Source organism: Streptomyces sp. CB02414 (genome assembly GCF_001905385.1).
Lineage (GTDB): Bacteria > Actinomycetota > Actinomycetes > Streptomycetales > Streptomycetaceae > Streptomyces.
The window spans coordinates 450,610-476,740 of record NZ_LIPF01000002.1 but is presented as its reverse complement, the minus strand read 5'-3'; the positions used below and the strand labels follow the sequence as shown (position 1 = coordinate 476,740).

Annotated in this window: 25 protein-coding genes; 14 read left to right on the top strand and 11 right to left on the bottom strand. The window is 72.1% G+C overall.

Features of this window, described 5'->3' with window-relative positions:
- Positions 1 to 9: 9 nt before the first annotated feature.
- A complete protein-coding gene (locus AMK11_RS08310; RefSeq protein WP_073724754.1) occupies positions 10 to 1,611 on the bottom strand; it encodes an acyl-CoA carboxylase subunit beta in 1,602 nt (533 codons plus the stop codon).
- Positions 1,612 to 1,721: 110 nt separating this feature from the next.
- On the opposite strand from AMK11_RS08310, the gene AMK11_RS08305 reads away from it, so the two are divergent.
- Both AMK11_RS08305 and AMK11_RS08300 read left to right on the top strand, forming a co-directional pair.
- Positions 1,722 to 2,588 (top strand): biotin--[acetyl-CoA-carboxylase] ligase, encoded by an 867-nt coding sequence (locus AMK11_RS08305; protein ID WP_073724753.1) that lies wholly within the window; start codon positions 1,722 to 1,724, stop codon positions 2,586 to 2,588.
- 330 nt (positions 2,589 to 2,918) lie between these two features.
- The gene (locus tag AMK11_RS08300; protein WP_073724752.1) at positions 2,919 to 4,061 is read left to right on the top strand and encodes an adenylate/guanylate cyclase domain-containing protein; all 1,143 of its coding nucleotides are present in this window, start codon (positions 2,919 to 2,921) and stop codon (positions 4,059 to 4,061) included.
- A gap of 29 nt (positions 4,062 to 4,090) precedes the next feature.
- Here the strand turns inward: AMK11_RS08300 and AMK11_RS08295 are convergent, their stop codons facing one another.
- Positions 4,091 to 4,789 (bottom strand): hypothetical protein, encoded by a 699-nt coding sequence (locus tag AMK11_RS08295; protein WP_198941317.1) that lies wholly within the window; start codon positions 4,787 to 4,789, stop codon positions 4,091 to 4,093.
- Positions 4,790 to 5,002: 213 nt separating this feature from the next.
- Between AMK11_RS08295 and AMK11_RS08290 the strand changes: the two genes are divergently transcribed.
- From AMK11_RS08290 to hutH, 3 genes are all read left to right on the top strand, one after another.
- Positions 5,003 to 5,803 (top strand): enoyl-CoA hydratase/isomerase family protein, encoded by an 801-nt coding sequence (locus tag AMK11_RS08290; RefSeq protein ID WP_073724751.1) that lies wholly within the window; start codon positions 5,003 to 5,005, stop codon positions 5,801 to 5,803.
- Between the two features lie 87 nt (positions 5,804 to 5,890).
- A complete protein-coding gene (locus AMK11_RS08285; RefSeq protein WP_073724750.1) occupies positions 5,891 to 7,039 on the top strand; it encodes a GGDEF domain-containing protein in 1,149 nt (382 codons plus the stop codon).
- A 94-nt stretch (positions 7,040 to 7,133) separates the two neighbouring features.
- Positions 7,134 to 8,672, top strand: coding sequence for a histidine ammonia-lyase (hutH, locus tag AMK11_RS08280; protein ID WP_073724749.1), 1,539 nt, complete (start codon positions 7,134 to 7,136; stop codon positions 8,670 to 8,672).
- 107 nt (positions 8,673 to 8,779) lie between these two features.
- On the opposite strand, the gene AMK11_RS38110 is transcribed toward hutH, so the two are convergent.
- On the bottom strand, positions 8,780 to 9,097 hold the full coding sequence (locus tag AMK11_RS38110; RefSeq protein ID WP_073724748.1) for a hypothetical protein: 318 nt from the start codon (positions 9,095 to 9,097) through the stop codon (positions 8,780 to 8,782).
- Between the two features lie 109 nt (positions 9,098 to 9,206).
- Between AMK11_RS38110 and AMK11_RS38105 the strand changes: the two genes are divergently transcribed.
- Together AMK11_RS38105 and AMK11_RS08265 are read left to right on the top strand one after the other, a co-directional pair.
- The gene (locus AMK11_RS38105) at positions 9,207 to 9,560 is read left to right on the top strand and encodes a hypothetical protein (RefSeq protein ID WP_073724747.1); all 354 of its coding nucleotides are present in this window, start codon (positions 9,207 to 9,209) and stop codon (positions 9,558 to 9,560) included.
- A 230-nt stretch (positions 9,561 to 9,790) separates the two neighbouring features.
- Entirely contained in the window at positions 9,791 to 11,038 is a 1,248-nt protein-coding gene (locus tag AMK11_RS08265) for a L,D-transpeptidase (protein ID WP_073725678.1), read from the top strand.
- 340 nt (positions 11,039 to 11,378) lie between these two features.
- Here AMK11_RS08265 and AMK11_RS08260 read toward each other — a convergent pair whose 3' ends face one another.
- The gene (locus AMK11_RS08260; RefSeq protein ID WP_073724746.1) at positions 11,379 to 12,293 is read right to left on the bottom strand and encodes a ketopantoate reductase family protein; all 915 of its coding nucleotides are present in this window, start codon (positions 12,291 to 12,293) and stop codon (positions 11,379 to 11,381) included.
- A 219-nt stretch (positions 12,294 to 12,512) separates the two neighbouring features.
- On the opposite strand from AMK11_RS08260, the gene AMK11_RS08255 reads away from it, so the two are divergent.
- Positions 12,513 to 13,412 carry a LysR family transcriptional regulator gene (locus tag AMK11_RS08255; protein WP_073724745.1) on the top strand — a complete coding sequence of 300 codons (900 nt, stop codon included), beginning with the start codon at positions 12,513 to 12,515 and terminating at the stop codon, positions 13,410 to 13,412.
- Positions 13,413 to 13,424: 12 nt separating this feature from the next.
- Here the strand turns inward: AMK11_RS08255 and AMK11_RS08250 are convergent, their stop codons facing one another.
- Complete coding sequence (locus tag AMK11_RS08250; RefSeq protein ID WP_073724744.1) at positions 13,425 to 14,306, bottom strand: helix-turn-helix domain-containing protein; 882 nt, start codon at positions 14,304 to 14,306, stop codon at positions 13,425 to 13,427.
- Positions 14,307 to 14,473: 167 nt separating this feature from the next.
- Here AMK11_RS08250 and AMK11_RS08245 point away from each other — a divergent pair, with 167 nt between their 5' ends.
- Entirely contained in the window at positions 14,474 to 15,514 is a 1,041-nt protein-coding gene (locus tag AMK11_RS08245) for an NAD(P)-dependent alcohol dehydrogenase (protein WP_073724742.1), read from the top strand.
- Positions 15,515 to 15,691: 177 nt separating this feature from the next.
- On the top strand, positions 15,692 to 16,519 hold the full coding sequence (locus AMK11_RS08240) for an SDR family oxidoreductase (RefSeq protein ID WP_073724740.1): 828 nt from the start codon (positions 15,692 to 15,694) through the stop codon (positions 16,517 to 16,519).
- Here AMK11_RS08240 and AMK11_RS08235 read toward each other — a convergent pair.
- The gene (locus tag AMK11_RS08235; protein WP_073724738.1) at positions 16,503 to 17,558 is read right to left on the bottom strand and encodes an aldo/keto reductase; all 1,056 of its coding nucleotides are present in this window, start codon (positions 17,556 to 17,558) and stop codon (positions 16,503 to 16,505) included. The two genes, AMK11_RS08240 and AMK11_RS08235, sit on opposite strands and share 17 nt — an antisense overlap.
- A gap of 168 nt (positions 17,559 to 17,726) precedes the next feature.
- On the opposite strand from AMK11_RS08235, the gene AMK11_RS08230 reads away from it, so the two are divergent.
- Complete coding sequence (locus AMK11_RS08230) at positions 17,727 to 18,317, top strand: TetR/AcrR family transcriptional regulator (protein ID WP_073724736.1); 591 nt, start codon at positions 17,727 to 17,729, stop codon at positions 18,315 to 18,317.
- Between the two features lie 72 nt (positions 18,318 to 18,389).
- Here AMK11_RS08230 and AMK11_RS37345 read toward each other — a convergent pair whose 3' ends face one another.
- Positions 18,390 to 19,055, bottom strand: coding sequence for a hypothetical protein (locus AMK11_RS37345; protein ID WP_073724734.1), 666 nt, complete (start codon positions 19,053 to 19,055; stop codon positions 18,390 to 18,392).
- A gap of 110 nt (positions 19,056 to 19,165) precedes the next feature.
- Positions 19,166 to 19,819 carry a hypothetical protein gene (locus AMK11_RS08220; protein ID WP_073724732.1) on the bottom strand — a complete coding sequence of 218 codons (654 nt, stop codon included), beginning with the start codon at positions 19,817 to 19,819 and terminating at the stop codon, positions 19,166 to 19,168.
- Between the two features lie 175 nt (positions 19,820 to 19,994).
- Here AMK11_RS08220 and AMK11_RS08215 point away from each other — a divergent pair, with 175 nt between their 5' ends.
- Positions 19,995 to 22,055 (top strand): restriction endonuclease, encoded by a 2,061-nt coding sequence (locus tag AMK11_RS08215; RefSeq protein WP_198941334.1) that lies wholly within the window; start codon positions 19,995 to 19,997, stop codon positions 22,053 to 22,055.
- 22 nt (positions 22,056 to 22,077) lie between these two features.
- Complete coding sequence (locus AMK11_RS08210; RefSeq protein WP_073725676.1) at positions 22,078 to 22,767, top strand: hypothetical protein; 690 nt, start codon at positions 22,078 to 22,080, stop codon at positions 22,765 to 22,767.
- A 45-nt stretch (positions 22,768 to 22,812) separates the two neighbouring features.
- Here the strand turns inward: AMK11_RS08210 and AMK11_RS08205 are convergent, their stop codons facing one another.
- A complete protein-coding gene (locus AMK11_RS08205) occupies positions 22,813 to 23,388 on the bottom strand; it encodes a DUF3885 domain-containing protein (RefSeq protein ID WP_073724728.1) in 576 nt (191 codons plus the stop codon).
- Between the two features lie 301 nt (positions 23,389 to 23,689).
- Entirely contained in the window at positions 23,690 to 24,043 is a 354-nt protein-coding gene (locus AMK11_RS08195; RefSeq protein ID WP_073724726.1) for a DUF6247 family protein, read from the bottom strand.
- 275 nt (positions 24,044 to 24,318) lie between these two features.
- On the opposite strand from AMK11_RS08195, the gene msrA reads away from it, so the two are divergent.
- Positions 24,319 to 24,831, top strand: coding sequence for a peptide-methionine (S)-S-oxide reductase MsrA (gene msrA, locus AMK11_RS08190; protein WP_073724724.1), 513 nt, complete (start codon positions 24,319 to 24,321; stop codon positions 24,829 to 24,831).
- 84 nt (positions 24,832 to 24,915) lie between these two features.
- On the opposite strand, the gene AMK11_RS08185 is transcribed toward msrA, so the two are convergent.
- Positions 24,916 to 26,034, bottom strand: a complete 1,119-nt coding sequence (locus AMK11_RS08185; protein ID WP_073724722.1) for a hypothetical protein — start codon at positions 26,032 to 26,034, stop codon at positions 24,916 to 24,918.
- Positions 26,035 to 26,131: the final 97 nt, after the last annotated feature.

The following is a 26,131-nucleotide window of genomic DNA, read 5'->3' as shown; positions in this document are numbered from 1 at the left end:
AGCGGCTCCTTACAGGGGGATGTTGCCGTGCTTCTTCGGGGGAAGGGATTCCCGCTTGGTGCGCAGCTGACGCAGGCCGCGGACGATGTGGCGGCGGGTGTCGGAGGGCATGATCACCGCGTCGACGTAGCCGCGTTCGGCCGCGACGTAGGGGTTGAGGAGGGCGTCCTCGTACTCCTGGATCAGGCGGGCGCGGACCGCCTCGACGTCCTCGCCGCTCGCCTCCGCCTCGGCGATGGTGCGGCGGTGCAGGATGTTGACCGCTCCCTGGGCGCCCATGACGGCGATCTGGGCGGTGGGCCAGGCCAGGTTGAGGTCGGCGCCCAGGTGCTTGGAGCCCATGACGTCGTAGGCGCCGCCGAAGGCCTTGCGGGTGATGACCGTGATGAGCGGGACCGTGGCCTCGGCGTACGCGAAGATCAGCTTGGCGCCGCGCCGGATGATGCCGTCGTGCTCCTGGTCCACGCCAGGGAGGAAGCCGGGGACGTCGACGAAGGTCAGCACGGGCACGTTGAAGGCGTCGCAGGTACGGACGAAGCGGGCCGCCTTCTCGGAGGCGGTGATGTCCAGGCAGCCGGCGAACTGCATCGGCTGGTTGGCGACGATGCCGACCGGGCGGCCCTCGACCCGGCCGAAACCGGTGACGATGTTCGGCGCGAACAGCGGCTGGGTCTCGAAGAACTCGCCGTCGTCGAGGACGTGCTCGATGACGGCGTGCATGTCGTAGGGCTGGTTCGCGGAGTCCGGGACGATCGTGTCCAGCTCGCGGTCCTCGTCGCCGACTTCGAGGTCCGCCTCCTCCGGGAAGGCCGGGGGCTCGGAGAGGTTGTTGGACGGCAGGTACGACAGCAGCTGCTTGACGTACTCGATGGCGTCCTTCTCGTCGCCCGCCATGTGATGGGCCACGCCGGAGGCGGAGTTGTGGGTGCGGGCGCCGCCCAGCTCCTCGAAGCCGACGTCCTCGCCGGTGACCGTCTTGATGACGTCGGGGCCGGTGATGAACATGTGGCTGGTCTGGTCGACCATCACCGTGAAGTCGGTGATCGCGGGGGAGTAGACCGCGCCGCCCGCGCACGGGCCGACGACCAGGCTGATCTGCGGGATCACGCCCGAGGCGTGGGTGTTGCGGCGGAAGATCTCGCCGTACGCCCCCAGGGAGGCCACGCCCTCCTGGATGCGGGCGCCGCCGGAGTCGTTGATGCCGATGACCGGGCAGCCGGTCTTCAGCGCGAAGTCCATCACCTTGACGATCTTCTGGCCGTAGACCTCGCCCAGCGCCCCGCCGAAGACCGTGAAGTCCTGCGAGAAGACGGCGACCGGACGGCCGTCGACGGTGCCGTAGCCGGTGACGACGCCGTCGCCGTAGGGGCGGTTGGCGTCGAGACCGAAGTTGGTGGAGCGGTGCCGGGCGAATTCGTCCAGCTCGACGAAGGAACCCTCGTCGAGGAGGAGGTCGATGCGCTCACGGGCCGTCAGCTTGCCCTTGGCGTGCTGCTTCTCGACGGCGCGTTCCGAACCGGCGTGCGTCGCTTCCTCGATACGGCGCCTCAGGTCCGCGAGCTTGCCCGCGGTCGTGTGGATGTCGGGCTGCTGCTCTTCCGGCTCGGACATCGGGATGCGGCTCCCTGCCTGCTCAAAAGGGGGGACGGTTACTCGTTCGTAGAGTAGTAGGGGGCCTTCCGTTCGGCAGTGCGGTCTTTCCCACACCTAGGGTGGGTTGCATGACGCCCCAAGATGCCTCCGACCCCTCCGGCAGCCCGTGGTCCGACCTGAGCCGGCCGCCCCTGAGCACCACGGCGCTGCGCCGGGGACTGGTGCGCGAGGGCGGGCTGTGGCGGCGGGTGGACGTCGTGCGGCGCACCGGGTCCACCAACACCGACCTCGTGGCGAGGGCCGCGGAGGGGGACCTGGCGGAGGGGGTGGTTCTCGTCGCGGAGGAGCAGACCGCCGCGCGGGGGCGCCTGGACCGGCAGTGGTCGGCGCCGCCGCGCTCGGGTCTGTTCTTCTCCGTACTGCTGCGGCCCGCCGAGGTGCCCGTGCGGCGCTGGGGCTGGCTGCCGTTGCTCACCGGCGTCGCGGTGGCGACCGGACTGTCCCGGGTCGCGGGCGTGGACACGGCCCTGAAGTGGCCCAACGACCTCCTCGTCACCGTCGGCGACGAGGAGCGCAAGGCGGGCGGCATCCTCGCCGAGCGGGCCGGTGACGACGGGGTGGTCATCGGCGTCGGAATCAACGTCAGCCTCCGGGCGGACGAGCTGCCGGTCGCGCGGGCCGGGTCGCTGGCGCTGGCCGGCGCCGTGAACACGGACCGGGACCCGTTGCTGCGGGGTGTGCTGCGGTCCTTGGAGGACTGGTACGGACGGTGGCGGGAGGCCGGGGGCGACCCGGCGGCCAGCGGGCTCCAGGAGACCTACGCCGCCGGGTGCGCGACGCTCGGTCGGATGGTGCGGGCGGAGCTCCCCGGCGACCGGTCGCTGGTGGGCGAGGCGGTCGCCGTGGACGGGGACGGCAGGCTGGTGCTGGCCACGGGGGCGGGCGTGCAGGAGCCGGTGGGGGCGGGCGACATCGTGCACTTGCGGTTGGCGTGAGCGGGGCGCCGGGTGGGGCCCGTGGGCGCGGCTTGGGCGGGGGCCCGCGAGTACGGGCCGGGCGGGGTCTGTGAGTACGACCTGGACGGGGCCCTTGAGCGCGGCCCGGGCGGGGTCCGTGGGCGCGGGCCGGTCGGGGGCTGTGAGTACGGCTTGGGCGGGGTTTGCGAGCGCGGCCCGGGCGGGGTCCGTGGGCGCGGCCGGACGGGTTCCGCGAGCGTGGGCCGGGCGGGTCCGGTGTGGGGGGCGAGCGGGAGTGAGCTGGGGCACACCTGACGTAAAGTTGGGGCCGGTCGAACCTGACCGCGGCAGATCGGAAGGGCAGCAGGCGTGACCGTCGACGACACGGGCTCCGGCGCGGACGGGGACGGCCGGGTGGACCCCGAGCCCGCCCCGGACTCCGCCGACTCCGGCGAGGACCCGCTCGCACTGCGCCTGGAAGGGCTCATCCTGGGCGCCGAGCGCCGCTACACCCCCTTCCAGGCCGCCCGCAGCGCGGGCGTCTCCATGGAGCTGGCCTCCCGTTTCTGGCGGGCCATGGGCTTCGCCGACATCGGTCAGGCGAAGGCGCTCACCGAGGCGGACGTCCTCGCCCTGCGGCGGCTGGCCGGTCTGGTCGAGGCGGGGCTGCTCAGCGAGGCGATGGCCGTGCAGGTGGCCCGGTCCACGGGGCAGACCACCGCCCGGTTGGCCGAGTGGCAGATCGACTCCTTCCTGGAGGGGCTGACCGAGCCGCCCGAGCCCGGGATGACCCGCACCGAGGTGACGTATCCCATCGTCGAGCTGCTCCTCCCCGAGTTGCAGGAGTTCCTGGTCTACGTCTGGCGGCGCCAGCTCGCCGCCTCGGCCGGCCGGGTCGTCCAGGCCGGGGACGACGAGGAGATGGTGGACCGGCGGCTCGCGGTCGGCTTCGCCGACCTGGTCGGCTTCACGCGGCTGACCCGCCGGATGGAGGAGGAGGAGCTCGGCGAGCTGGTCGAGGCCTTCGAGACCACCGCCGCCGACCTGGTCGCCGCGCGCGGCGGACGCCTGATCAAGACCCTCGGCGACGAGGTGCTCTACGCCGCCGACGACGCGGGCACCGCCGCCGAGATCGCGCTGCTCCTAGTCGAGACTATGGCGAACGACGAGACCATGCCGGAACTGCGCGTCGGCATCGCCTTCGGCACGGTCACCACCCGGATGGGCGACGTCTTCGGTTCGACCGTGAACCTGGCCTCCCGGCTCACCTCGATAGCTCCCCGCGACGCCGTCCTCGTCGACGCCGCGCTCGCGGAGGAGCTGATCCGGACCCGCGACGCCCCGGCCTCGGAGGCGGCGGCGGCCGAGGAGGCGGCCACGGCCGAGAAGGAGGGCGAGGAGCCGCCCTCGTACCGCTTCGCGCTCCAGCCGATGTGGCAGCGGCCGGTGCGCGGACTGGGCGTGGTCGAGCCGTGGCTGCTCTCGCGCCGGGGGAGCGGCGGGGAGTCGTAAGCCTTCCGCGCTCGCAGGGCACGGGTGCGTCAGCCGTCGTCGCCGAGCAGGCCCACGCAGAGGCCGATGATCGGCACGCACAGGCCCGGGTCGTCGGGCTCCGGGGACGGTGCGGGAGAACTCGGTGGCGCGCTGCGGGCCGGTGGCGGCGGTGGCGGGGTGGGGTGCGGTTCGGGAGCACCGGTGGCCGACGGCGGCTCGGGGGAACGCGGCGGTCGCGGTGACTGCGGAGTGCGAGGGAGTGAGGTCCGGGCATCCGGAGCCTCGGCGTCCGGGTTCGAGGCGTCCGTTGCGTCCGGGACGGCCGTCGAGGGCCGGAGCGCGTCCGAGGGGCCGCCGGCGGACGGGCCGGGTATCAGGCCCGGCCCCGGAGATCCGCCCAGACCTCCCAGGGCCGAGGTCGCCGACGGGCTCGCGTCCGGGGGACCGGCCGTGCTCGTGGTGGCGGGTGCCGGGGCCCGGTCCGGCGCGGTGTCCTGCCCCGCGTCCGCCCCGGCGCGCGGCCCGGCCTCGGTGCGGAACCCGTCCTCGCCGCTGCCTCCGGGATCGGGCAGCAGCCGTACGAGACTCAGGGCGCCGGCCGCCACGGCGAGGCCGCCCGTGGCCAGCAGTGCCGTGCGGGGGCGTGGCCGGCGGTGGCGCCCACGGTGGTCCCACGGGCGTCGCGGCTTCGCCGCCGTACCGGCCGTCGGTGTGCCGGTCGTGCCGGTCGTGCCGGTCCTCTGCATGGGCCCTCCCCGGTGCGCACGCGCCCCCCTGCGCCGTGGCGGAGTGACGCTACGCTCCGTCGGCGGCCGGGACACGGCGGTTGGCCCGGATGTCACTCGAACGGGTGGGCGGCGAGGGTACCGGGACGCAGGCGTGCCCGGCCTTTCCCCGAGCGGGTCCGCCTGCGATGATCGGGCCGTCCAGTTGTTAACCCGCGTTAACCGGAGGGTGTCATGAGCGAGGAGCGGTTCGGAGAGTTCGTCCTGGTGCGGCGGCACGGAGACGGGCATGTCGCGGAGCTCGCGCTCGACCGGCCGAAGGCCATGAACGCCGTCTCGACCGCCATGGCCCGGTCCGTCGGCGCGGCCTGCGCGGCCCTGGGCGAGGACCGGAGCGTACGGGTCGTGGTGCTGACCTCCACCCACGAGCGGGCGTTCTGCGTCGGCGCCGACCTCAAGGAGCGCAACTCCTTCTCCGACGCCGACCTGCTGCGGCAGCGCCCGGTGACGCGGGGCGCGTACACCGCGGTGCTGGAGCTGCCGGTGCCGACGGTGGCGGCCGTGCACGGGTTCGCGCTGGGCGGCGGGTTCGAGCTGGCGCTGTCCTGCGACGTGATCGTGGCCGACCCGACGGCGGTGGTGGGGCTGCCCGAGGTGTCCGTCGGCGTGATCCCCGGTGGCGGCGGTACGCAGCTGCTGCCGCGCCGGGTGGGGGCCGCGCGCGCCGCCGAGCTGGTGTTCACGGCGCGGCGGGTGGAGGCCGCCGAGGCCCGGGAACTGGGGCTCGTGGACCAGCTCGTGGAGGAGGGCCGGGACCGGGAGGAGGCGCTGGAGCTGGCCTCCCGGATGGCCGCGAACTCGCCCGTGGGGCTGCGGGCCGCCAAGCGGGCGCTGCGGCTCGGGCACGGCCTCGACCTGCGGGCCGGTCTTGAGGTCGAGGACGCGGCGTGGCGGTCGGTGGCGTTCTCCGGTGACCGGGCGGAGGGCGTCGCGGCGTTCAACGAGAAGCGCGCGCCGCGCTGGCCGGGGGAGTGAGGCCGCTCCCTCGTGTCCCTTGTGGCGGGCGCCCCATTTCGACCCACTTGAGTCCCGTTTCTCCATAAAACTCCCTAGCCTGGAGTGATGGGTGAGGACAGGCGGCTCACGGCCGTGGTGGCGTTGGCGCAGGGCATGGCCGCCGCGCAGAGCACGCGCGAGGCGTGGCGGGCGGCGGCCCTGGGCGGGTGCCTGGCGCTGGGCGGCAGTTTCGCGGCGCTGTCGGTGTGGGAGCGCGAGCTGGGCCGGCTGCGGGTCCTGGTGAACGTGGGCGAGCGGGCCGAGGGGGAGGAGGAGTTCCCGGAGGACGAGTCCTACCCGGTGCACCAGTTCGCGGAGATCACCGAGTTCCTGCACGAGCGGTGGGCCGGCGGGGGCGAGCCCGACGCCTGGGTCGAGACGGCCGAGGGGCCCGCCGCGGGGCGTCCCGGGTACGTCCACCAGCGCGTCGCCGCCCTGCGCCGCCGGGGGCGCGGCTGCTGCGTGGTGGCGCCGATCGTGCTGCACGGCCGCGCCTGGGGCGAGCTGTACGTGGCCCGTCCGGTGGGGGAGCGGGTCTTCGAGCGGGCGGACGCCGACTTCGCCACCGTGCTGGCCTCGGTGGTCGCCGCCGGGATCGCGCAGACCGAGCGGCTGGAGGAGGTCCGGCGCCTCGCCTACACGGACGCGCTCACCGGGCTGGCCAACCGCCGCGCGGTGGACGCCGCACTGGACGAGGCCGTCGAGCGGCACCGCGCGGAGCACGTCGTCGTCAGTCTCGTCGTCTGCGACCTGAACGGCCTGAAGCGGGTCAACGACACACACGGGCACGCGGTCGGCGACCGGCTGCTGGAACGTTTCGGTTCGGTGCTGTCGCTGTGCGGGGCGATGCTCCCGGGCGCACTCGCGGCGCGGCTCGGCGGCGACGAGTTCTGCCTGCTCGCGGTCGGCCCGCCCGCCGACGCGGTGGTCAAGGCGGCCGAGGAGCTGTGCCGCCGGGCGGCCGAACTGGAGCTCGGCGACGGCGTGGCCTGCGGGGTCGCGTCCACCGAGGACCCCGTCGGACCGGTTCCCTCCGCCCGCCGCCTGTTCCGGCTCGCGGACGCCGCCCAGTACCGGGCCAAGGCCGAACGGGCGGCCGGGCCGGTCGTCGCGGGGCGCGAGGGACCCGACGACCCCGTCGTACGGCTGGCGGACGAACCGTCGCGGGAGGAGGGCGGGGAGCGCAGGCGGTTCCGGGGGCGGCACGCTCCGTAGGATCGGCACCGGTAAGGGGCGCAAGCGGCACGCATCCGTGACGCATCCCCCCGTGACATCATCGAATTCACTGCGTACGCTCCTGAATATGGATATGCACACTGTGGTGGTGGGGACGTCCGGGGTCACCGTGTCCGACGTCCTCGCCGTGGCGCGCGACGGCGCCCGGATCGAGCTCTCCGAGGAGGCGGTGGCGGCCCTCGCCGCCGCCCGCGGCATCGTGGACGCGCTGGCCGCCAAGCCGGACCCCGTGTACGGCGTGAGCACCGGCTTCGGTGCCCTGGCGACCCGGCACATCAGCCCCGACCTGCGGGCGCAGCTCCAGCGCAACATCGTCCGCTCGCACGCCGCCGGGATGGGCCCGCGCGTCGAGCGCGAGGTGGTCCGGGCGCTGATGTTCCTGCGGCTGAAGACCGTCTGCTCCGGGCACACCGGCGTCCGTCCCGAGGTCGCGCAGACCATGGCCGACGTGCTGAACGCCGGGATCACCCCGGTCGTGCACGAGTACGGCTCCCTCGGCTGCTCCGGCGACCTCGCCCCGCTGTCGCACTGCGCGCTCACCCTCATGGGCGAGGGCGACGCCGAGGGTCCCGACGGCACCGTACGGCCCGCCGGAGAACTGCTCGCCGAGCACGGGATCACCCCGGTCGAGCTGCGCGAGAAGGAGGGTCTCGCCCTCCTCAACGGCACCGACGGCATGCTCGGCATGCTGGTCATGGCCCTCGCCGACCTCGACACCCTCTACAAGAGCGCCGACATCACCGCCGCGCTGACCATGGAGGCCCTGCTCGGCACCGACAAGGTGCTCGCCCCCGAGCTGCACGCCATCCGCCCGCACCCCGGGCAGGCCGCGAGCGCCGCCAACATGGCCGCCGTGCTCAAGGGCTCGGGGCTCACCGGACACCATCAGGACGACGCCCCCCGCGTCCAGGACGCCTACTCGGTGCGCTGCGCCCCGCAGGTCGCCGGTGCCGGACGCGACACGATGGCCCACGCGGGTCTCGTCGCCGAGCGTGAGCTGGCGTCGGCCGTGGACAACCCGGTGGTGCTGCCCGACGGGCGCGTGGAGTCCAACGGCAACTTCCACGGCGCCCCGGTCGCCTACGTCCTCGACTTCCTCGCCGTCGCCGTCGCGGACCTCGGCTCCATCGCCGAGCGGCGCACGGACCGGCTGCTGGACAAGAACCGCAGCCACGGCCTGCCGCCGTTCCTCGCCGACGACGCCGGCGTCGACTCCGGGCTGATGATCGCCCAGTACACGCAGGCGGCCCTGGTCAGCGAGTTGAAGCGGCTCGCCGTACCGGCCTCGGCGGACTCGATCCCGTCCTCAGCGATGCAGGAGGACCACGTGTCCATGGGCTGGTCGGCGGCGCGCAAGCTGCGCACGGCCGTCGACAACCTCACCCGGGTGATCGCCGTCGAGCTGTACGCCGCCACGCGCGCGATCCAGCTCCGCGAGGGCCTGACCCCGGCCCCGGCGTCCCAGGCCGTCATCGACGCCGTACGGGCGGCCGGCGTGGAAGGCCCCGGCCCGGACCGCTACCTGGCGCCCGACCTCGCCGCGGCCGACGCGTTCGTGCGCGACGGGCACCTGGTCGCGGCGGCGGAGACGGTCACCGGACCGCTGCGCTAGCGCTTCCCGCCGAACAGGGAGGGGGTCCCCGTCGGAGTGACGGGGGCCCCTTTCGTGGTCTCACCTGTTCTCACTTGGTCAAAAATCCCAAAAGAACGTCAAGTCTTCTAAAACTCAAGGCGTTCCCGGCGCACCGAGTACCCGACGAAGCCGATGCCCAGTCCGAGGCAGAGGGCGCCGCCGACGACGTAGGGGGTGCTGTCGAAGCTTCCGGTGTCGGCCAGGCGGGCCGTCTCCTCACCGGTGGCCGCCGTGCCCGTGGAGGCGGCTCTGGCCTGCGCGGTGACCTGCGGAGACGGGCTCGCGGCGGCGGACTCGAGCACCGGTGTCTCCGGCGTCGCGTTCGCGGACGGGACGAACCACAGGGCGCACAGCAGACCGCCCGCGGCGGCGGCGGTCAGCAACGGACGGCGAGCGGATGACACGGAATATCGATCCCCTTGTGGCGCTGGCGAATTGGCCGTGTGGGCAGATGTTAGTGAAAGGCGCGGGTCACAGGAAAGTCACGGGAGCGGTCGGCCTTACGCTCCGGGCATGAGCACTCCTCAGACATCACGTTTTGTACGGATTCGCGTCGACCTCGTCCTCGAGGTCGACGACGAACAGGCCGTCACCGGTGCCGCGCTGCAGGCGGTCGCCGGCGACGCCGACCTGTCCGACGCCGAACGGGCGCACGCCGAGAGCGCTGTGACCGACGACACCGCCGAGGCCCTGGCCTACCTCGTCGACCCGTTCGACCTGGTCGGCGAGGTGCCCGGGGTGGAGCTCCAGCAGGCCTCCTGGAGCAGTGAGCAGATCGACTACGACCCCGATTCGCCCGAGTGGGACCCGGACGAGGAAGATGGCGACGAGAACGACCCGGAAGACGATGAAATGACGGTCGGCTGACGCGGTGTGGGGAAATTCGTGACCCCGGGCGGCAACCACCGTCCGGGGTTTCGTCGTCTCACGGGGCGCACGGACCGCCCCCGTACCGCTGCACGTACCGCCCCCGAGCGGAAACGTGGTATGCCCCACACCGGAGACCGATGTGGAACGGGATGAACCGGTCGTAGCGTTGAAAGTCTTGACGGGGAATCTCGGGGTCACGGGAATCGGCGACGATGGAGAAGCGTGTGATGACGGACGGTAAGCGGCGCAAGGGCCTGGCGGCCGCGTCCGCACTGCTCGGCGGTGTGCTGGTGCTCTCGGCATGTTCCAGCGGCGACGCCGACACCTCCGCGGGTGGGGACGGCAAGACCTCGCAGGCCGAGGCCGACAAGGCGGCGGCCAAGAAGTCGTCCGAGGCCCAGATCAAGATCACCCCTGGGGACGGCACCGACAACGCCTCCATCAACAACTCCGCCGCCGTCACGGTGAGCAAGGGCTCGCTCACCGAGGTCAAGATGACCGCCAAGGACGGCACTGCGGTCGAGGGCCAGATATCCGCCGACAAGAAGAGCTGGAAGCCCAGCGGCCAGCTGGAGCGCGCCACCACCTACGAGGTGACGGCGACCGCCACCGACTCCGAGGGCCGCGCCGCCCACGAGAACGCGTCGTTCACCACGGTCTCCCCGAAGAACAGCTTCATCGGCACCTTCACCCCGGACGACGGCACCACTGTCGGCGTGGGCATGCCCGTGTCGATCAACTTCGACAAGGAGATCACCAACAAGGCCGCCGTCCAGAAGGGCATCACGGTCAACACCAGCAGCGGCCAGGAAGTCGCCTGCCACTGGTTCAGCACCCAGCGCATGGACTGCCGCCCCCAGGACTACTGGCAGGAGGGCTCCACCGTCACCCTCAAGCTGGCGCTCGACGGGGTCGAGGGCGCCGAGGGCGTCTACGGCGTCCAGCAGAAGTCGGTCACCTTCAAGATCGGCCGCAATCAGGTCTCGTACGTCGACGCCAAGACCAAGCAGATGAAGGTCACGCAGGACGGCAAGACGATCAAGACCATCCCGATCTCCGCCGGCTCCCCCGAGAACAAGACCTACGAAGGCCAGATGGTGATCTCCGAGAAGTTCAAGGAGACCCGGATGAACGGCGCGACCGTCGGCTTCACCGACGACGACGGCGAGGGCGAGTACGACATCAAGGACGTGCCCCACGCCATGCGCCTGAGCACCTCCGGCACCTTCATCCACGGCAACTACTGGGGCAAGGGCATCTTCGGCAAGGCCAACACGAGCCACGGCTGCGTGGGCCTGGCCGACGCCCAGGGCGCCGATGACCCGAACACGCCGGGCGCCTGGTTCTACGACAACTCCATCGTCGGTGACGTGGTCGTCGTCCAGAACACCGGCGACAAGACCATCGCCCCGGACAACGGCCTCAACGGCTGGAACATGGACTGGGCCCAGTGGAAGGCGGGTTCGGCGGTCTGACCCGTCACCGTCCCCTCAGTACCTCCACGTCTTCGCGCGCACAGCGGCTGCCGCCCCCGCACCGGGGTGGCAGCCGCTGTCCCGTTCGCTCTGCGGTCGCATCGGAATGTTCTGTTCCGCTGTTCTGCCGACAGCGACTGCGGCCACACGACGAAGTTCCCTGCCGGCGGCCACCCTGCTGGGAGGCGTGTTCACCCCGCCGGTACCCGTAGCCCCGGCACAGGGTGGGAGGTCCTGAATCCGGTCGGGCGGCACGGGGCGTCGTCCGGCCGGAGCGCCTCAACGTGAGAAGTGCCGTCTCCCGTGGCGGAGCGCGGGAAGCGACTGAGCCGGGGCACGCTCACGGCGTGACCGTACGGTGGCGGCGTTCCAGGTCCGTCACGAGCCGTGCGACCACCGGAACGGACACCCCGTGTCGCCGGGCGGCGCGCAGGAGCGCGCCCCCGATGGCGTCCAGTTCCAGTGGGTGCCCCGCTTCGGCGTCCCGCTGCATCGACGACCTGGCGGAGGGCGGGAACGCCTCGTACAGCGCCAGGGACCGGGCGACATCGACGGACGCACCACAGGCTCCGCCGACCGCGGCTGCCTCCCTGAGGACAGCGACCAGCTCCGCGCGGCGTTCGGTGCGAACCTCGCCGATCGTCCTCCCGTACCACGTCGTGAGCAGCGCGAACGGCGCGAGGAAGGCCAGCTTGGTCCAGAGCAGCGCGGACTCGTCGCCGGCCACCTGGGCCGTCACGCCCGCGGTGCGGAGGACGTCACGCAACTCCCCGAGCCGTTCGGCGGGCCCCGCCACATCGACCTCGGTGAACGGGCTGCCGTGTTCGACGGCTCCCGGTGCGACGCGAGTCGACTCCACCCGGATGACACCCGCCACCACCCGACGCTCCCCGAAGTGCCGGCGCAGCCCCGCGAGATGCTCGACGCCGTTCAGCAGCGGCAGCACGATCCCTTCGTCGAGCATCTGACGCGGGACCTTCTCCAGGGCCGCCTCCAGGCGGGTGCTCTTGACCGTCACCAGGCACAGGTCGACCGGCTCCCGCAGCTCGGTGGCCGCCTCCACCCGGACGGAGAAGTCGTCGAACTGCGCACTGCGCACGCGCAGCCCGTCCTCGCGCAGGGCGGCCGCCGTGGCCGGGCCCGCCAGACAGATCACCCGGTGCCCCGCACGGGCGAGCAGCGCGGCCAGCAGTCCGCCGACCCCGCCGGGGCCGAGTACGGCCACGGTCCACGGACGTACGGGAGAGGTGGTCATGTGCGAGGTCCTTCCGGCAGCTCGGGCCTCCGGCTGCACGGCAGACGGGGCGGCAGGGCGGTCGCCGGGTCGGCACCCGGACGGCGCCGTCGCTCGGTCCGGATCCGCGCGAGGGCACCGGACGGGTTGCCGCCTGGACCGCAGTACGATCCTGATGGCCCGCAATACCCCAGTCAATCCTGGGGATTGCTCGCCTCCTCCAAGCTGTACCTTGGGTCCATGACCCTGGACGACCTGCGCGTGTTCGTCGCCGTGTGCCGGGCCGGGAGCCTCAGCGCCGTGGCCCGGGACCTGGGCTGTACCCAGTCGGCGGTGAGCCAGCACGTGAAGCGGCTGGAGCGGGAGAGCGGTGCGAGCCTGCTGGAACGTCAGCCTCGCGGCGTCGTGCCCACCGCCGCGGGGCGCGTCCTGTGTGAAGCCGCGTCCGAGGGCATTGCCGGGCTCGATCTCGCCCTGCGCCGACTCGGGGACCTCGTGGACGGTGAGGCCGGCTCGGTACGGATCACCACCGGCGGGACGACCGTGCGGCACTTCATGGCCGAGGCGATCGTGTCATTCCGCCGGCGATTCCCGGGGGTGAGCCTGGAGTTCCGGACCGAGACCTCCAGCCGCGACTGTTTCGACGCACTGCTCTCCAGCGACCTGGACCTGGCCTGGATCACCATCGCCGGTTCGGTACGCGGGATAGAGCAGCGGCCCGTCTTCGACCTGCCCTGGGTGCTCGCGGCCCGGGCGGACGACCCGCTCGCGGCGCGTTCGCACATCGAGGTACCCGACCTCGACGAGGTCCCCCTCGTCCGCCTGCCGCCCAACTCGACCTCCGGCGGGCTGCTGGACGAGGCCTTCAACGAGCTGGGTGTCAGGGCGGGTTCGAACACGAGCGTCGCCGACTGGGACACGGCACTGCTGCTCGCCGAACTCGGCCTGGGACACGCCGTCGTGCCCGCCGTACCGGGTCTGCCCGCCGCCACGGAGCACGGGCCGTTGCGCCTGGTCCCGATCCCGGCGTTGCCGCCGCTGTCGGTCGGCTGGGCGGTACGCCGCTGGGACGCGCTGTCCCCGCCGGCCCGGGCCTTCGCCGACATCGTTGCGGAAGGCCTGCCTCCGTCGCGGCGCTGAGTCAGGGCGCGCTCACGGCGTGACCGCGGAGGTGGCCGCCGCGTCCGTCCCCCAACTGGCCAGCAGCCGCAGTCCCTCCGCCGACGGCGAGCCCGGCTCGGCGTGGTACGTCACGAAGCACTGCTCGTCGTCGTCGACCAGACGGAACGTCTCGAAGGACAGGGTCAGGTCACCCACCAGCGGGTGCCGCATCCGCTTGACGCCGTAGCTCTTCTCCTTGACGTCGTGCGTGGCCCACAGTCGCCGGAACTCCTCGCTCTTCACGGACAGTTCGCCGACCAGCGCGGACAGCCGCGGATCGTCCGGGTGCCGGCCCGCGTCCATGCGCAGGAAGCTGACCATGTCGTACGCCTTCTGGTCCCAGTCCACGAACAACTCGCGGTAGTCCGGGTTCAGGAAGACCAGCCGCGCCCAGTTCCGCTCCGCGGCCGGCAGCTTGCCCCAGTCGCCGAAGAGGGCTGCCGCCATCCGGTTCCAGGCGAGGATCTCCGAGCGGCGGCCCGTCACGTACGCGGGCACCGTCTCGATCGACTCCAGCAACTGGAGCAGCGCCACCCGCACCGGCTGCCTGCCCCGCGGGGCCCCGGCCCGCCGGCGCTGCTGCTTCGGCCTCGCCAGATGCGTCAGGTGGGCCTGTTCCGCGTCGGTCAGCCGCAGGGCGCGCGCGATGGCGTCCAGGACCTCCGCCGACACGTTCTGCCCGTTGCCCTGCTCCAGGCGCGTGTAGTACGCCACCGACACCCCGGCCAGCTGCGCCAGCTCCTCCCGCCGCAGGCCGGGCACCCGGCGCTGCCGCCCGAAGGACTCCAGCCCCACGTCCTCCGGCTTCAGCCGGGCCCGCCGGGTGCGCAGGAACTCGCTCAGTTCGGCCCGCCGGTCAAGCTGTCCATCCATGCTTCCAGTATCGCCGGACGTATTCCCGGTCGTACGCACCGGAGCCTGTCCCCGCCAGTGGTACGCACGCCGGTCGTACGCAAAGCCGTGGTCTGGGTGGAACCGCAGGTCGCGGGCAGGGTGGAGGCATCACCCAGTCAAGCCAAGAGAATCCCGGAGAACCCGGCATGACCACTGTCGCCGCGTACGCAGCACCCGCCGCCAAGGCTCCGCTGGAGCGCACCACCATCGAGCGGCGCGAGGTGGGCGAGCACGACGTCCTGATCGACATCAAGTTCGCCGGCATCTGCCACTCCGACATCCACCAGGCCCGCGAGGGCTGGGGCGAGGCCATCTTCCCGATGGTCCCCGGTCACGAGATCGCCGGTGTCGTCGAGGCCGTCGGCCCCGGCGTCACCAAGTTCGAGGTCGGCGACCGCGTAGGCGTCGGCTGCCTCGTCGACTCCTGCCGCGAGTGCGAGAACTGCGAGGCCGGCATGGAGCAGCACTGCCTCAAGGGCAGCGTCGGCACGTACAACGCCGTCGGCTACGACGGTAAGCCCACGTACGGCGGCTACTCGCAGAAGGTCGTCGTCGCCGAGGCCTTCACCGTCCGCATCCCCGACGGGCTGTCGCTGGACGTGGCCGCGCCGCTGCTGTGCGCGGGCATCACCACGTACTCCCCGCTCAAGCACTGGGGCGCCGGCCCCGGCAAGAAGGTCGCCGTGATCGGCCTGGGCGGCCTTGGCCACATGGGCGTCAAGATCGCGCACGCGATGGGCGCCGAGGTCACCGTCCTGTCCCAGTCGCTGCGCAAGAAGGACGACGGCCTGAAGCTGGGTGCCGACCATTACTACGCGACCAGCGACGAGCAGACCTTCAAGGACCTGGCGGGCACCTTCGACGTGATCCTCTCCACGGTCTCCGCACCGCTCGACTTCGGGGCCTACCTCGGTCTGCTCAGGACCGGCGGCGCCCTGGTCAACGTCGGCGCCCCCGAGGAGCCCATCGCGCTGAACCTGTTCTCGCTCATCGGCGGCAACAAGACCCTCGCCGGCTCCATGATCGGCGGCATCGCCGAGACCCAGGAGATGCTGGACTTCTGCGCCGAGCACGGCCTCGGCGCCGAGATCGAGCTGATCGCCGCCTCCGAGATCAACGAGGCGTACGAGCGGGTCGTGGCGAGCGACGTGCGGTACCGCTTCGTGATCGACACGGCGACGATCTGACGCCGGGGGAGGGCTCCGCGGAGGATACGAGGAAGAGGCCGCGGAAGAAATCTCGCCCTCCCTGTCACACTCCCGCCCCGCCCCGGGTCATACCGCCACGGACACACAAGGCGGACGTCCGGGCGGGGCGGACCCACACCCGCTCCCCCGGACGCCAGGACCCCGGGAGCAGCAGCCATGACGTACCCCTCGACCCCCTCCGACCCCACCACCCCCCTCCTGGTCACCGGTGGCACCGGCACCCTGGGAGGCCACGTCGTCCCGCTGCTGCGGGCGGCCGGCCACGAGGTGCGGATCCTCACCCGGAGCCCCCGCCCCGACGCGGACGGCGTCACCTACGTGACCGGCGACCTCCTCACCGGGGAGGGCGTCGAGGCCGCCGTCGCCGGCGTACACACCGTGCTGCACCTGGCCGGCGGCCCCAAGGGCGACGACGAGGCGACCCGCACCCTGGTGCGCGCGGCCGCCGGGGCGGACGTACGGCACCTCGTGTACATCTCGGTCGTCGGAGCGGACGCCGTCCCGCTGGCGTGGCTGCGGACGAAGCTGGAGTCGGAGCGGGCCGTCGCCGAGTCGGGCATCGGGTGGACGGTGCTGCGGGCGGCCCAGTTCCACGAGCTGACCCTGACGATGATCGAGAAGATGGCCAAGCTGCCGGTCCTGCCCGTCCCCGGCGGCCTGCGCCTCCAGCCCGTCGACTCCCGTGAGGTCGCCGCCCGCATGGCCGAACTGGCCCTCGCGGCCCCCGCCGGCCGCGTCCCCGACCTGACCGGTCCCGAGGTCCACGACCTGCCCGCCCTGGTCCGGCCCTACCTGGCCCTGCACGGCCGCCGCCGGCGCCCGCGGCTGCCGGTCCGCATCCCCGGCAAGGCGGGCCGTGCCTACCGCGCGGGCGCCAACCTCACGCTGGAGGGCGCGCGGACGGGCCGGCGGACGTGGGAGGAGTTCCTGAGGGAGCGGGCCGGGCGGGCGCAGGACGGCGCGTCGGCTACCGCGCGCTCGTGAGCCCGGCGGGGACCGGGAGCCGGCGCCGCCGCAGCGACGGGTCGAGCAGCGCGGGCGGCGTGTCGAACTTCTCGTGCGCCGCCAGGTCGGTACCGGGCGCGACGATCTCGTCGATCGCGTCCAGTACGTCGCCGGGGAGCACGGTGTCGGCGGCGGCGAGCTGCGCGTGCAGGTGGTCCAGGGTGCGGGGGCCGATGAGGGCACTGGTCACGGCGGGGTGCGCGGTCACGAAGCCGAGGGCGAGCTGGATCATGGTCAGTCCGGCCTCGTCGGCGACCCGGGCCAGCCGCTCGACGGCGTCCAGCCGGGCCCGGTTGGCGGGCAGTGAGGTGTCGAAGCGCTCCGGCATGAACGCCGACCGGTGGGTGGCGATCTCCCGGCCCGCCCGCACCGCGCCCGACAGCCATCCCGACGCCAGCGGGCTCCACGCCAGGACGCCGAGCCCGTACTCCTCGGTCACGGGCAGGACGTGGCTCTCGATCCCGCGCTGGAGGACGGAGTAGCTGGGCTGCTCGGTGACGTAGCGGCTCAGGCGGTGCTCGCGGGCGGCCCACTGCGCCTGCACGATGCGGTACGCGGGGAAGGTCGAGGACCCGAAGTAGCGGATCTTCCCCGCGCGCTGGAGGTCGGTCAGTGCCGCCAGGGTCTCCTCGTCGCCGGTCTCCGGGTCCCACCGGTGGACCTGGTACAGGTCGACGTGGTCGACACCGAGGCGGCGCAGGCTGTCGTCGAGCGCGGTGACCAGCCAGCGGCGCGAGGCGCCCCGGTGGTTGCGCTCGTCGCTCATCGGCATGACCGCCTTGGTGGCCAGCACGATGTCCTCGCGGCGGCCGGCGACGGCCTTGCCGACCATCTCCTCCGACTCGCCCCGGCCGTACATGTCGGCGGTGTCGATGACGTTGACCCCGGCCTCCAGCGCGGCGTCGACGATGGCGGTGGCCTCGTCCTGGGTGGTGCGGCCGATGGCGCCGAAGTTCATGGCGCCGAGCGCGAGGGAGCTGACCTGGACGCCGGTACGGCCCAAGGTGCGGTACTGCATGATCGTGTTCCTCCGTCGAGGGAAGGGAGAGGGGGCAGCGGTGCGCGGGCGCACGGCATGGCACGACGGCTCCGGGCTCTGGCATCATGGGCAACCGGGACACCGTCCCGTTTGAAGATACGGAACGGTGTCCCGTTTAGCAATGCCGGGATCTGGAGGAACGACGCGATGGTGGACGCCGACGAGGCCGCGGGCCGCACCGACCGCCCCAGACGGGCGGACGCCCGGCGCAACCAGGAGGCCCTCCTGGAAGCGGCCGCCGCGGTTTTCGTGAGGTCCGGCGTGGAGGCACCGGTCCGAGACATCGCGGCCGAGGCGGGCGTCGGTACGGCCACGATCTACCGCCACTTCCCGACGCGGGCCGACCTCATCATCGGCGTCTACCGGCACCAGGTGGAGGCCTGCGCCGAGGCCGGCCCCGAACTGCTGGCGAGCAGCCCCACCCCGTACACCGCCCTGGCCCGGTGGATCGACCTCTTCGTCGACTTCCTGGTCACCAAGCACGGCCTCGCCGGCGTGCTCCAGTCCGGCGACGCCGGCTTCGAGACGCTGCACGCGTACTTCCTCGACCGCCTCGTGCCGGTCTGCACCAGCCTCCTCGACACCGCGGCCGCCGCCGGCGAGATCCGCTCCGACCTGTCCGCCTACCAACTCATGCGCGGCGTCGGCAACCTCTGCATCGGCGCGGAGAACGACCCGCGCTACGACGCCCGGCGCCTGGTGGGGGTGCTGGTGACGGGGTTGCGGCGGGTGGAGTGACGGGGCGACGCCGCGTTCCGGCACCGTCCTGGCCGCCCCCGGGTCACCGGCTCCCGCCCCCGGCCGGAGGAATCACGGACCGACGCCCTCCAGCGCGGCCGTCTGCCGGACGCGAGCCGTCTGGAGCCTGGCGAGATCGGCGTAGGGCACGGTCTGCGGAAGACCCTCGCTCGTCACCCGGACCAGCGTGCCGCCCAGGCGGGTGACGATCATCGTCTCCGGGCCGGTGAACGCATCGGTCTCGTCCGTGTCCAGCCGCACGTCCAAGGGACGGGCCCGGCTGCCGGCCTTGCCGCGCTCCCCGGCTGCCAAGCCCTTCATCGCCGCCTCGGCGTCGCCCGGCGTGCCGAAGGCGTAGATGCGGAAGACGACCCGGCCGCCGGACACCGACTGCCGGATGAACGACGATCCCAGAGCGACGAAGCCGTCGCACCGGGTGCCCGTGTCCTCCCGGCACATCCTGAGGGACTCCTCCGGTACCTCGATGTCGGCGCCGAATCCTTCCCACCCGTCCGGGGCACTCTCCGTGTCGACCAGCGCTCTGCGCACCTGGTCCTGGGTGAGTACGACCGGTGCCTTCGCTTCCCGGTCTCCGCCGGTGGCCGGCGCGTCCGCCCTGCCCGCGTCGGCGGACGCCGTGCTGTCACCGCGGGCTACGGGTTCCCCGCCACCACCGCAAGCGGTGAGCCCCGTCAGCATCACCGCACCGACCGCGAACCCCCGAGCCGTCCGCAACATCCGCAACTCCCCCGATCGAGCCAACCCGCGCCCACCAACCGCCCCTTGCCGCCCCTGCGCACCGGCTGCGAAGACCCTACTGAAGGAGCGACCGCGGCGACCGACCGGGCTCAGCCCTGCCGGGCGTCCGCTCTCGTCCACAAACTGAGGTCACTGCTCGTCGCCACGGCGAGGGTGTGTCCGGACGGGGAGAAGCCGGCCGCACGGAAGGAGGAGTAGTCGGCGTGGAAGACGTGCCACCACTCTTGTCCGTGCGGACGGGTGTGGGGGAGCCCGCCGTCGCAGGACAGAAGGACGCGTTCGTTCGGCCAGGCGGGAGTGACCACCTCCAGGGCCCAGCCGTCCCCGGTGGTGGTGTGCAGCCCACCGCCGAAGAGCCCCGCGATGCGTACGCGGCTCCCGGCTACGGGTCCCAGCCCGGGGCAGGACAGGTCGGCGACCGCGGCGGGGGTGCTGTCCTCCGGATCGGGGTCGCGGTCCCTGGCGATCTTCTCGCCCGTGACGGCGTCGAAGAGACCGTGGCCGTCGCGCGAGACGACCATGACCAGGTCGTGGCCGCTTTCGGGGTGCGACGCGAAGCCGATGCCGAGCAGTCCGCCGACGGGGACGCCGCGCCGGTACTCGAAAACCGGACGCCAGGGATCTGGCGCGGGCACCACCGGGGCCGCCAGCAGCCGATTCCGCAGCGTCCGCTGGTAGGCCGTGAGTTCCGGCTCGAACACCGCCCGCTCGGCCGGCGGCGGCTTCGTCGTCCACTCCGTCACGGCTCCATGATCCACGCCTCGACCGGCCGGACCGCCCTGGGGTTGCCACCCGCGGAGACGGGACCGGCGCGGAATTCTCGACGACCGGATGGGCGAGACGGCGATTGCTGGCTAGAGTCGTCTGGTTACAACTGGTTGTGGGGACAGCCGGTGCCTTGGGGAGGGCATGCAGCACATGAGTCGTCGGTCTACTGGTCTCGTCGGCGTCTGGGCCGAGGTGCAGCGGCAGCAGCAACGGCAGCGGGAAGCCGAAGCCAGGCGGCTGAGGCAGCAGGAACAGCAGGCGCGGGCCTATCAGTACCGGGCTGCTCAGAGCCACCGTGAGTACCGTAAGGCGGAGGCTCTACGACGGACCGAGGAACTGGACGCGAAGGTGGCGTCGTTGCGAGGACTGCTGGCCTCGGGTTGCCGGGCTCCGGCGTTCACGGCTGCCGCTCTGTTGCGGCCCGAGGAGGTCCAGCCCTTCGCGCCCGGACCGTTGGCGCAGCCGGTGCCCATGCCGGACTTCAGGCACTACCAGACGCAGAGTGGCTGGACGGCGAACCGCCGGGCCCAGGCCCAGGCGGAGGCGCGGACGCGCTTCGAGCGGGACTGGCAGGCCGCGCAGGCAGCCGAGGCTCACCGGCAGCGGGAGCTGGCCTCGTACCAACGGCAGTACCAGCAGTGGGCCGACACCCAACTGGCCGATGTGCGGCGGCACAACACCGGGGTGGTGGCGGTCACCGAGGGAGTGAGGCGCCGGGACCCCGATGCGGTGATCGAGTACTTCTCCGCGGCCCTCTACGCCTCGACGGCATGGCCGGAAGGATTCCCGCGCCAGGTGACGGCCGCCTACGACTCGGCGGCCGGGCAACTGGTCCTGGACTGGGAGCTGCCCGCCTACGACGTCGTACCGGGTGTGAAGTCCGTCCGGTACATGCCCAGCGTGGACCAGGACAAGGAGACCCCCCAGCCGGTGGGCCGACGCCGCGCCCTGTACCGGGAGGTGCTGGCCCAGTGCGTGCTGCTGGTCCTGCACGAGTTGTTCGCCGCGGACGAGGCGGGAGCGCTCGAGTCAGTGGCCTTGAACGGGTTCGTCGACGGGCACGATCCGACGACGGGCCGTCCCGGCCACATCTTCCTCGCGACCGTGATGGCCTCACGCTCCTCGTTCCGTGACCTGCATCTGGCGCAGGTGGACGCAGGGAGCTGCCTGGCCGACGCGCTTCGCGGACAGGTCTCGGCCCGACCGGACCAGCTCTCCCCGGTACGGCCGGGCAGGCGGCCCGCGGACGTCGGTGACAGCGTCGTCTCCCACGGCGACGGTGAGGAAGCGGACCTGTTCGCCATGGACCCGATCGCCTTCGAGGGGCTCGTCGCCGATCTCTTCCGGGCGATGGGCATGCAGGCGGTGACCACCCAGCGTTCCAACGACGGCGGCGTGGACGTCGACGCGCTGGATCCCACGCCGATCCGGGGCGGCAAGATCGTCGTCCAGGTGAAGCGCTACCGCAACACGGTGCCGCCCGCCGCCGTCCGTGACTTGTACGGAACCGTGCAGGACGCCGGTGCCAACAAGGGCGTGCTCGTGACGACGTCGGGCTTCGGTCCGGGTTCACACACCTTCGCCAACGGCAAGCCGCTGGAACTCGTCTCCGGCCCGGAACTCGTGGATCTCCTGCACCGTCACGGACTGCGGGGACGCCTCGGCGACGGCGTCCGGCAAGCACCGGAGCAACAGACGTCGGTGTCACGGGCCGCTCCGCTGCCCGACGCTTACAACGTCCTGGGCATGTCATGGGCAGGGAGCGTCGCCCTGGACGTGTGCGCTCTGGTCTGTCGTGGCAATCAGGTCCTCAGTGACGATCACTTCGTCTTCTTCAACAACCCGCAGGTGCCGGACGGCTCAGTGCGTACGCTTCCCGCGACCGAACCGGACAAGGCCGCGATCTGCGTCTCGTTCGAAGGGCTGCCCGCTGAGGCCGACCGCCTCGTCCTGGTGGCGGCCGTCGACCCGGAGATCAACCCGAACGCAGACCTCTCCGGTTTCACGGACGCACGCATCCGGCTGCTCGACCCGGGTGCGGCCGAGCTCGGACAGCTCGCAGTCTCCGACGGCCGGCCGCACGAGACGGCATTGGTGCTCGGCTCCTTCCGCCGGCGGCCGAACGGTGACTGGGACTTCGTCCTGGGCGGCAAGGGCTACACGGGCGGCCTGGAGGAACTCGTCCGGGATTTCGGCATCGAAGTGGAGTAGTCGTCCCATGAAGCACAGAGCCATGGCACCGGTCGGCGGCCCAGGGAACATCGCCGGTCGGACGTCCTTGCACGAGGTCGTGGCCCGGTTGCGCCGGCGCAGGCCCGTCTTCCACTCCGAGGCCGATCTTCAGCACAGTTTCGCCCGAGCCCTGTGGGAGTTGGCACCGGAGGTCGAGTCCCGGCTCGAGGTTCCGCAACGGTCGTCGGGGAGAACCGAGTACCTGGACCTGCTCTGCATCGGACCCGATGCGCGTACCGCCGTCGAGTTCAAGTACTTCACCCGGAAATGGACCGGCACGGCCGGCACTCCCTCCGAGGACTACGCGCTCAGGTCTCACGCCGCCACGGATCTCGCGCGCCTGAATTTCGTACGCGACATAGCCAGGCTGGAGCGGTTCTGCGGCCGCACGGCACAGAACGGTCTCGCGATCATGCTGACCAACGAACCGTCCCTGTGGACGCCACCGGTCCCCGGCCGCCGACCTACCCGTGACCACGACTTCAGGATCCACGGGGGGCGTGAGCTCGCCGGGACGCTGCTCTGGGCCGAAGGGAAGTACGTGCCGAACACCTGCGCATTGGCGGGCTCCTACGCCTTGGCGTGGGAGCCGTACTCCGCACAACCCGGAGCCGCTGGAGAGTTCCGCTGGCTTGCTGCGTTCGTTGGCCCTCCGACCGTCGTAGACAGCGGTACAGCCTCGGACACGTGAGGATCCGGTTGTCGCGGGACGTCTCGTGGTCACGGACCGGTCCCGTCAGGTGGGCAACCACTCCACATACCGGTTGGCGAACCGGTCCCGTTCGGCCGGTGTGGCAAGGACGACGTCCGCGCCGCCGTCGTACGGGTGGTGGATGCGCCGGAGGCCGGTGTCGGTGAGGAACACTTCGGCGAGCCGGTCGTCGGCGACGGCACGCAGCAGCTCGTCGACGCAGCCTGGTCGCCAGGGCCGTCGGTCGGCGTAGAGACGCATGTGGACGTGGAAGTCGGGGTCAGGATCGGCCGTGTCCGAGTCGGTCCACCAGTGGATCCCGTCCGCGTGCAGCGTCCGGCGGGGCTCCGGGTGGTGGGCGGGACCGTCCGCTGTGGCGGCCCAGTCCGCGGTCACCACGAAGACATCGGTGCCCGGGAACAGCTCGTCGAGGATGGCGTTGTGCCGCTCCAGTACGGTCGCGTACTCGCCTGCCGTCTCCGGGTAGCGCTTCGATCCGGGAAGGGTGTGGAAACGGACCCATCGGTCGGCGTACCCGCTGCGGAACGTGTGAGCGACGGGCGGGCCGGAGGGGCGTAGGTCCCGCCAGAGGACCGCCAGCGAGGGTGACGTGATGGTCATGGTCTCTGTGTCCGTGGCTTCGGGGGCCGGGGTCTACAGCGCGTCGAGCGGTGGGACGATAGGGACGATGATGACGAGCGGCTCCCGCGTGCCACGAGGAAGTAGAACCAGCCGCCGGCGGCGTCCATCCGCCGTAGCCCCCCGGGCCGCGGACCGTTGCCGAGTTCGCTGATGTCGACGCCCGTACCGGCCAGGTCGATGAGTTGACCCGCCAGCCGTTCCACTTCCGCCACTACATGAACAGGGACACCGCCTGCCACGTGAACGTGGTCAGGGTCGTACTCCCATCGCCACTCCGTGGTCACCGGGAGGGAAGGCCGACGGCGGCGTGTGCCTGGTCGAGGATGCGGCCGATCTCCGAGGCGGCCTGGCGTGCCTGGGCGGCGTCCCCCGACGCGGCCAGCTCCTCCCAGCTGCGCAGGTCTGCTGCCAGCTCCGGTTGCCGCTGGATGTGGACGTAGGCGGCCCACTGGGCGATGAAGCGTTGCAAGGGGGCCAGGTCGGAGCCCTGCCGGGACTGGTCGGCCGCCTGGTCCAGCTCCCGCGTGAAGGCCGGCAGCGCGGCCGGGACGATCTGCCTGATCGCCTGGCGCAAGGCGGCGACCGTGGCAGGGGGCTGGGGGATGAGTGGTTGCCCGGCAGCCGAGGTGGTCATTGCTACTCCCATGGGCGCGATTCTGGTCCCACGCCCCAGAGTATCCACCGCGTGCGCCGGCCCACCGCTCGAACGAGTGAGGCAGAACCGATATGCCCGTCCGCACCAGGTGACCGCTCACCCCGCCCGGGCAAGAGCCGTGCCGGCGGCCGCATGCCCCCGATGCGGCGCGGAATCGCTCGCAGCGTTCCTGCGTTGAGGGAGGTGGACGTGGGATGTCGGTGTGCGAGCCGAGTAGCCCCAGTGATCAGAGTGACGGGAATTGGAGGGCCGCGATGGCCGCGCAGACGCAGAGGGCCGTGCTTGCGGGCGGATGCTTCTGGGGGATGGAGGAGCTGGTCCGGCGGCTCCCGGGCGTGACGGCGACCCGGGTCGGTTACACCGGGGGTGACGTGCCGAACGCGACGTACCGCGATCACGGTACGCACGCGGAGGCCATCGAGATCCTCTTCGACCCCGAGCAGACCGACTACCGCACGCTCCTGGAGTTCTTCTTCCAGATCCACGACCCGAGCACCAAGAACCGCCAGGGCAACGACATCGGCATGAGCTACCGCTCGGCGATCTACTACGTGGACGACGAACAGAAGCGGGTCGCCGAGGACACGATCGCGGACGTGGACGCCTCCGGGCTGTGGCCGGGGAAGGTCGTCACCGAGGTGGAGCCGGTCGGCCCCTTCTGGGAGGCCGAGCCCGAGCACCAGGACTACCTCCAGCGGTACCCGGACGGCTACACCTGCCACTTCCCGCGCCCGGGATGGCGGCTGCCCGCCCGCTCCGAGGGCTGACGGGACCGGACGGTCACGGGAGGGCGGCCAGGCGGTGATGCCGCCTGGCCGCCCTCCCGCGTCGAGCCACCGGTACCGGGGCCGTCAGTGGGGGAGTGTCGCCGGGCTCCCGCCGTTGGCCTCGTAGCCCGCGACCGCCAGGGCGCGGTAGACGGCGAACTCCCCGGCCGGGTCGGGGGACAGGGTCCAGGGCAGTGCGCCCACGTGGCCGTCGATCACTATCAGCTGGTTCATGGCCTCGGACCAGCGCTCGCCGCGGACCAGGAAGAACACCAGCAGATGGCGGACGTGCGCCTGCATCGGGTCGTCGGGACGGGCCGAGTGCACCGCGTGCAGCGCGCCGTGGACCGCCTTGGTGACGACCTCGCTCTGGTGGAAGCTGCGGACCATGGTGATCTCGGGCAGGTGCTCGTAGACCGCGAAGAGCGGCATCGCCGCGAGGAGGGAACCGCGCGGTGCGCGGGCGGCCGCGGCCTCCGCGAAGGAGTACGCCAGCTCCCGGGAGCCGTGCCACTTCTCGCACCAGTAGTGCAGGGCGGCCAGGTGCGCCCCCATGTGGTTCGGGGCGCGGTCGAGGATCTTCAGCCAGAGCTGTTCGAACTCCTCGCGCGGATAGCCGAGCCCGCGGGCCACCGACAGCTCGACGATGTACGGGATCGGGTCCCCGGGGGCGAGCAGCGCCGCCTCCCCGCAGGCCGCCTTCGCCTCCTCCATGATGATCCGGAACTCGTCCGTGCCGGGCGTCGCCGTCCGCCACGCCTGCTGCACCAGGAACTCGGCCTGCACGGCCGCCCCGCCCGCGTCCTTGGGGGCCTCGGCCCGCCACACCCGCAGCCACTGGCCGCCCGGCGTCTCACCGACACCGCCGGGCCGCTGCGCCAGCTCCAGCGACGCGGCGCCCGCGAAGGCCTGCACGCGCTGCCAGCGCCGCTCGCCCTCGGCCTCCGTGCCGGCCAGGAGCTGCCGGGCTCCCCGGTAGTCCTGGGTGCGCTGCACCAGGTCCAGGACTTCCAGCAGGTCCTCGTCGGGACCGGGCATGCGGATGTCGAGCTCCTCCTCGCGGGCGAAGCCGTAGTTCGCGGGATCCGCCGCGTCGGGGTGGCCGGGCGGGACCAGGCCGACCGCGCTCCGCCGGCGCCGCAGAAGGGGGACCAGCACCACGGCCAGCATGGCCAGTGCCATCAGGACCCAGAGAATCTCCATGTCTCAAGCGAACCAGACCGCGCCGACAATTGGCCAACCTGCCCCGTGAGCCTGTGGAAAACGCACGGAGCCGTCCGCGCCGCTACGCTCGGGGCCC

What these genes read in the sequence shown, in the direction of transcription:
- AMK11_RS08310 (WP_073724754.1), bottom strand. Translation starts at nt 1,611, where the DNA reads ATGTCCGAGCCGGAAGAGCAGCAGCCCGACATCCACACGACCGCGGGC.
- AMK11_RS08305 (WP_073724753.1), top strand. Translation starts at nt 1,722, where the DNA reads ATGACGCCCCAAGATGCCTCCGACCCCTCCGGCAGCCCGTGGTCCGAC.
- AMK11_RS08295 (WP_198941317.1), bottom strand. Translation starts at nt 4,789, where the DNA reads ATGCAGAGGACCGGCACGACCGGCACGACCGGCACACCGACGGCCGGT.
- AMK11_RS08290 (WP_073724751.1), top strand. Translation starts at nt 5,003, where the DNA reads ATGAGCGAGGAGCGGTTCGGAGAGTTCGTCCTGGTGCGGCGGCACGGA.
- AMK11_RS08285 (WP_073724750.1), top strand. Translation starts at nt 5,891, where the DNA reads ATGGGTGAGGACAGGCGGCTCACGGCCGTGGTGGCGTTGGCGCAGGGC.
- hutH (WP_073724749.1), top strand. Translation starts at nt 7,134, where the DNA reads ATGCACACTGTGGTGGTGGGGACGTCCGGGGTCACCGTGTCCGACGTC.
- AMK11_RS38105 (WP_073724747.1), top strand. Translation starts at nt 9,207, where the DNA reads ATGAGCACTCCTCAGACATCACGTTTTGTACGGATTCGCGTCGACCTC.
- AMK11_RS08265 (WP_073725678.1), top strand. Translation starts at nt 9,791, where the DNA reads ATGACGGACGGTAAGCGGCGCAAGGGCCTGGCGGCCGCGTCCGCACTG.
- AMK11_RS08260 (WP_073724746.1), bottom strand. Translation starts at nt 12,293, where the DNA reads ATGACCACCTCTCCCGTACGTCCGTGGACCGTGGCCGTACTCGGCCCC.
- AMK11_RS08255 (WP_073724745.1), top strand. Translation starts at nt 12,513, where the DNA reads ATGACCCTGGACGACCTGCGCGTGTTCGTCGCCGTGTGCCGGGCCGGG.
- AMK11_RS08250 (WP_073724744.1), bottom strand. Translation starts at nt 14,306, where the DNA reads ATGGATGGACAGCTTGACCGGCGGGCCGAACTGAGCGAGTTCCTGCGC.
- AMK11_RS08245 (WP_073724742.1), top strand. Translation starts at nt 14,474, where the DNA reads ATGACCACTGTCGCCGCGTACGCAGCACCCGCCGCCAAGGCTCCGCTG.
- AMK11_RS08240 (WP_073724740.1), top strand. Translation starts at nt 15,692, where the DNA reads ATGACGTACCCCTCGACCCCCTCCGACCCCACCACCCCCCTCCTGGTC.
- AMK11_RS08235 (WP_073724738.1), bottom strand. Translation starts at nt 17,558, where the DNA reads ATGCAGTACCGCACCTTGGGCCGTACCGGCGTCCAGGTCAGCTCCCTC.
- AMK11_RS08230 (WP_073724736.1), top strand. Translation starts at nt 17,727, where the DNA reads ATGGTGGACGCCGACGAGGCCGCGGGCCGCACCGACCGCCCCAGACGG.
- AMK11_RS37345 (WP_073724734.1), bottom strand. Translation starts at nt 19,055, where the DNA reads ATGTTGCGGACGGCTCGGGGGTTCGCGGTCGGTGCGGTGATGCTGACG.
- AMK11_RS08215 (WP_198941334.1), top strand. Translation starts at nt 19,995, where the DNA reads ATGAGTCGTCGGTCTACTGGTCTCGTCGGCGTCTGGGCCGAGGTGCAG.
- AMK11_RS08210 (WP_073725676.1), top strand. Translation starts at nt 22,078, where the DNA reads ATGGCACCGGTCGGCGGCCCAGGGAACATCGCCGGTCGGACGTCCTTG.
- AMK11_RS08205 (WP_073724728.1), bottom strand. Translation starts at nt 23,388, where the DNA reads ATGACCATCACGTCACCCTCGCTGGCGGTCCTCTGGCGGGACCTACGC.
- AMK11_RS08195 (WP_073724726.1), bottom strand. Translation starts at nt 24,043, where the DNA reads ATGACCACCTCGGCTGCCGGGCAACCACTCATCCCCCAGCCCCCTGCC.
- msrA (WP_073724724.1), top strand. Translation starts at nt 24,319, where the DNA reads ATGGCCGCGCAGACGCAGAGGGCCGTGCTTGCGGGCGGATGCTTCTGG.
- AMK11_RS08185 (WP_073724722.1), bottom strand. Translation starts at nt 26,034, where the DNA reads ATGGAGATTCTCTGGGTCCTGATGGCACTGGCCATGCTGGCCGTGGTG.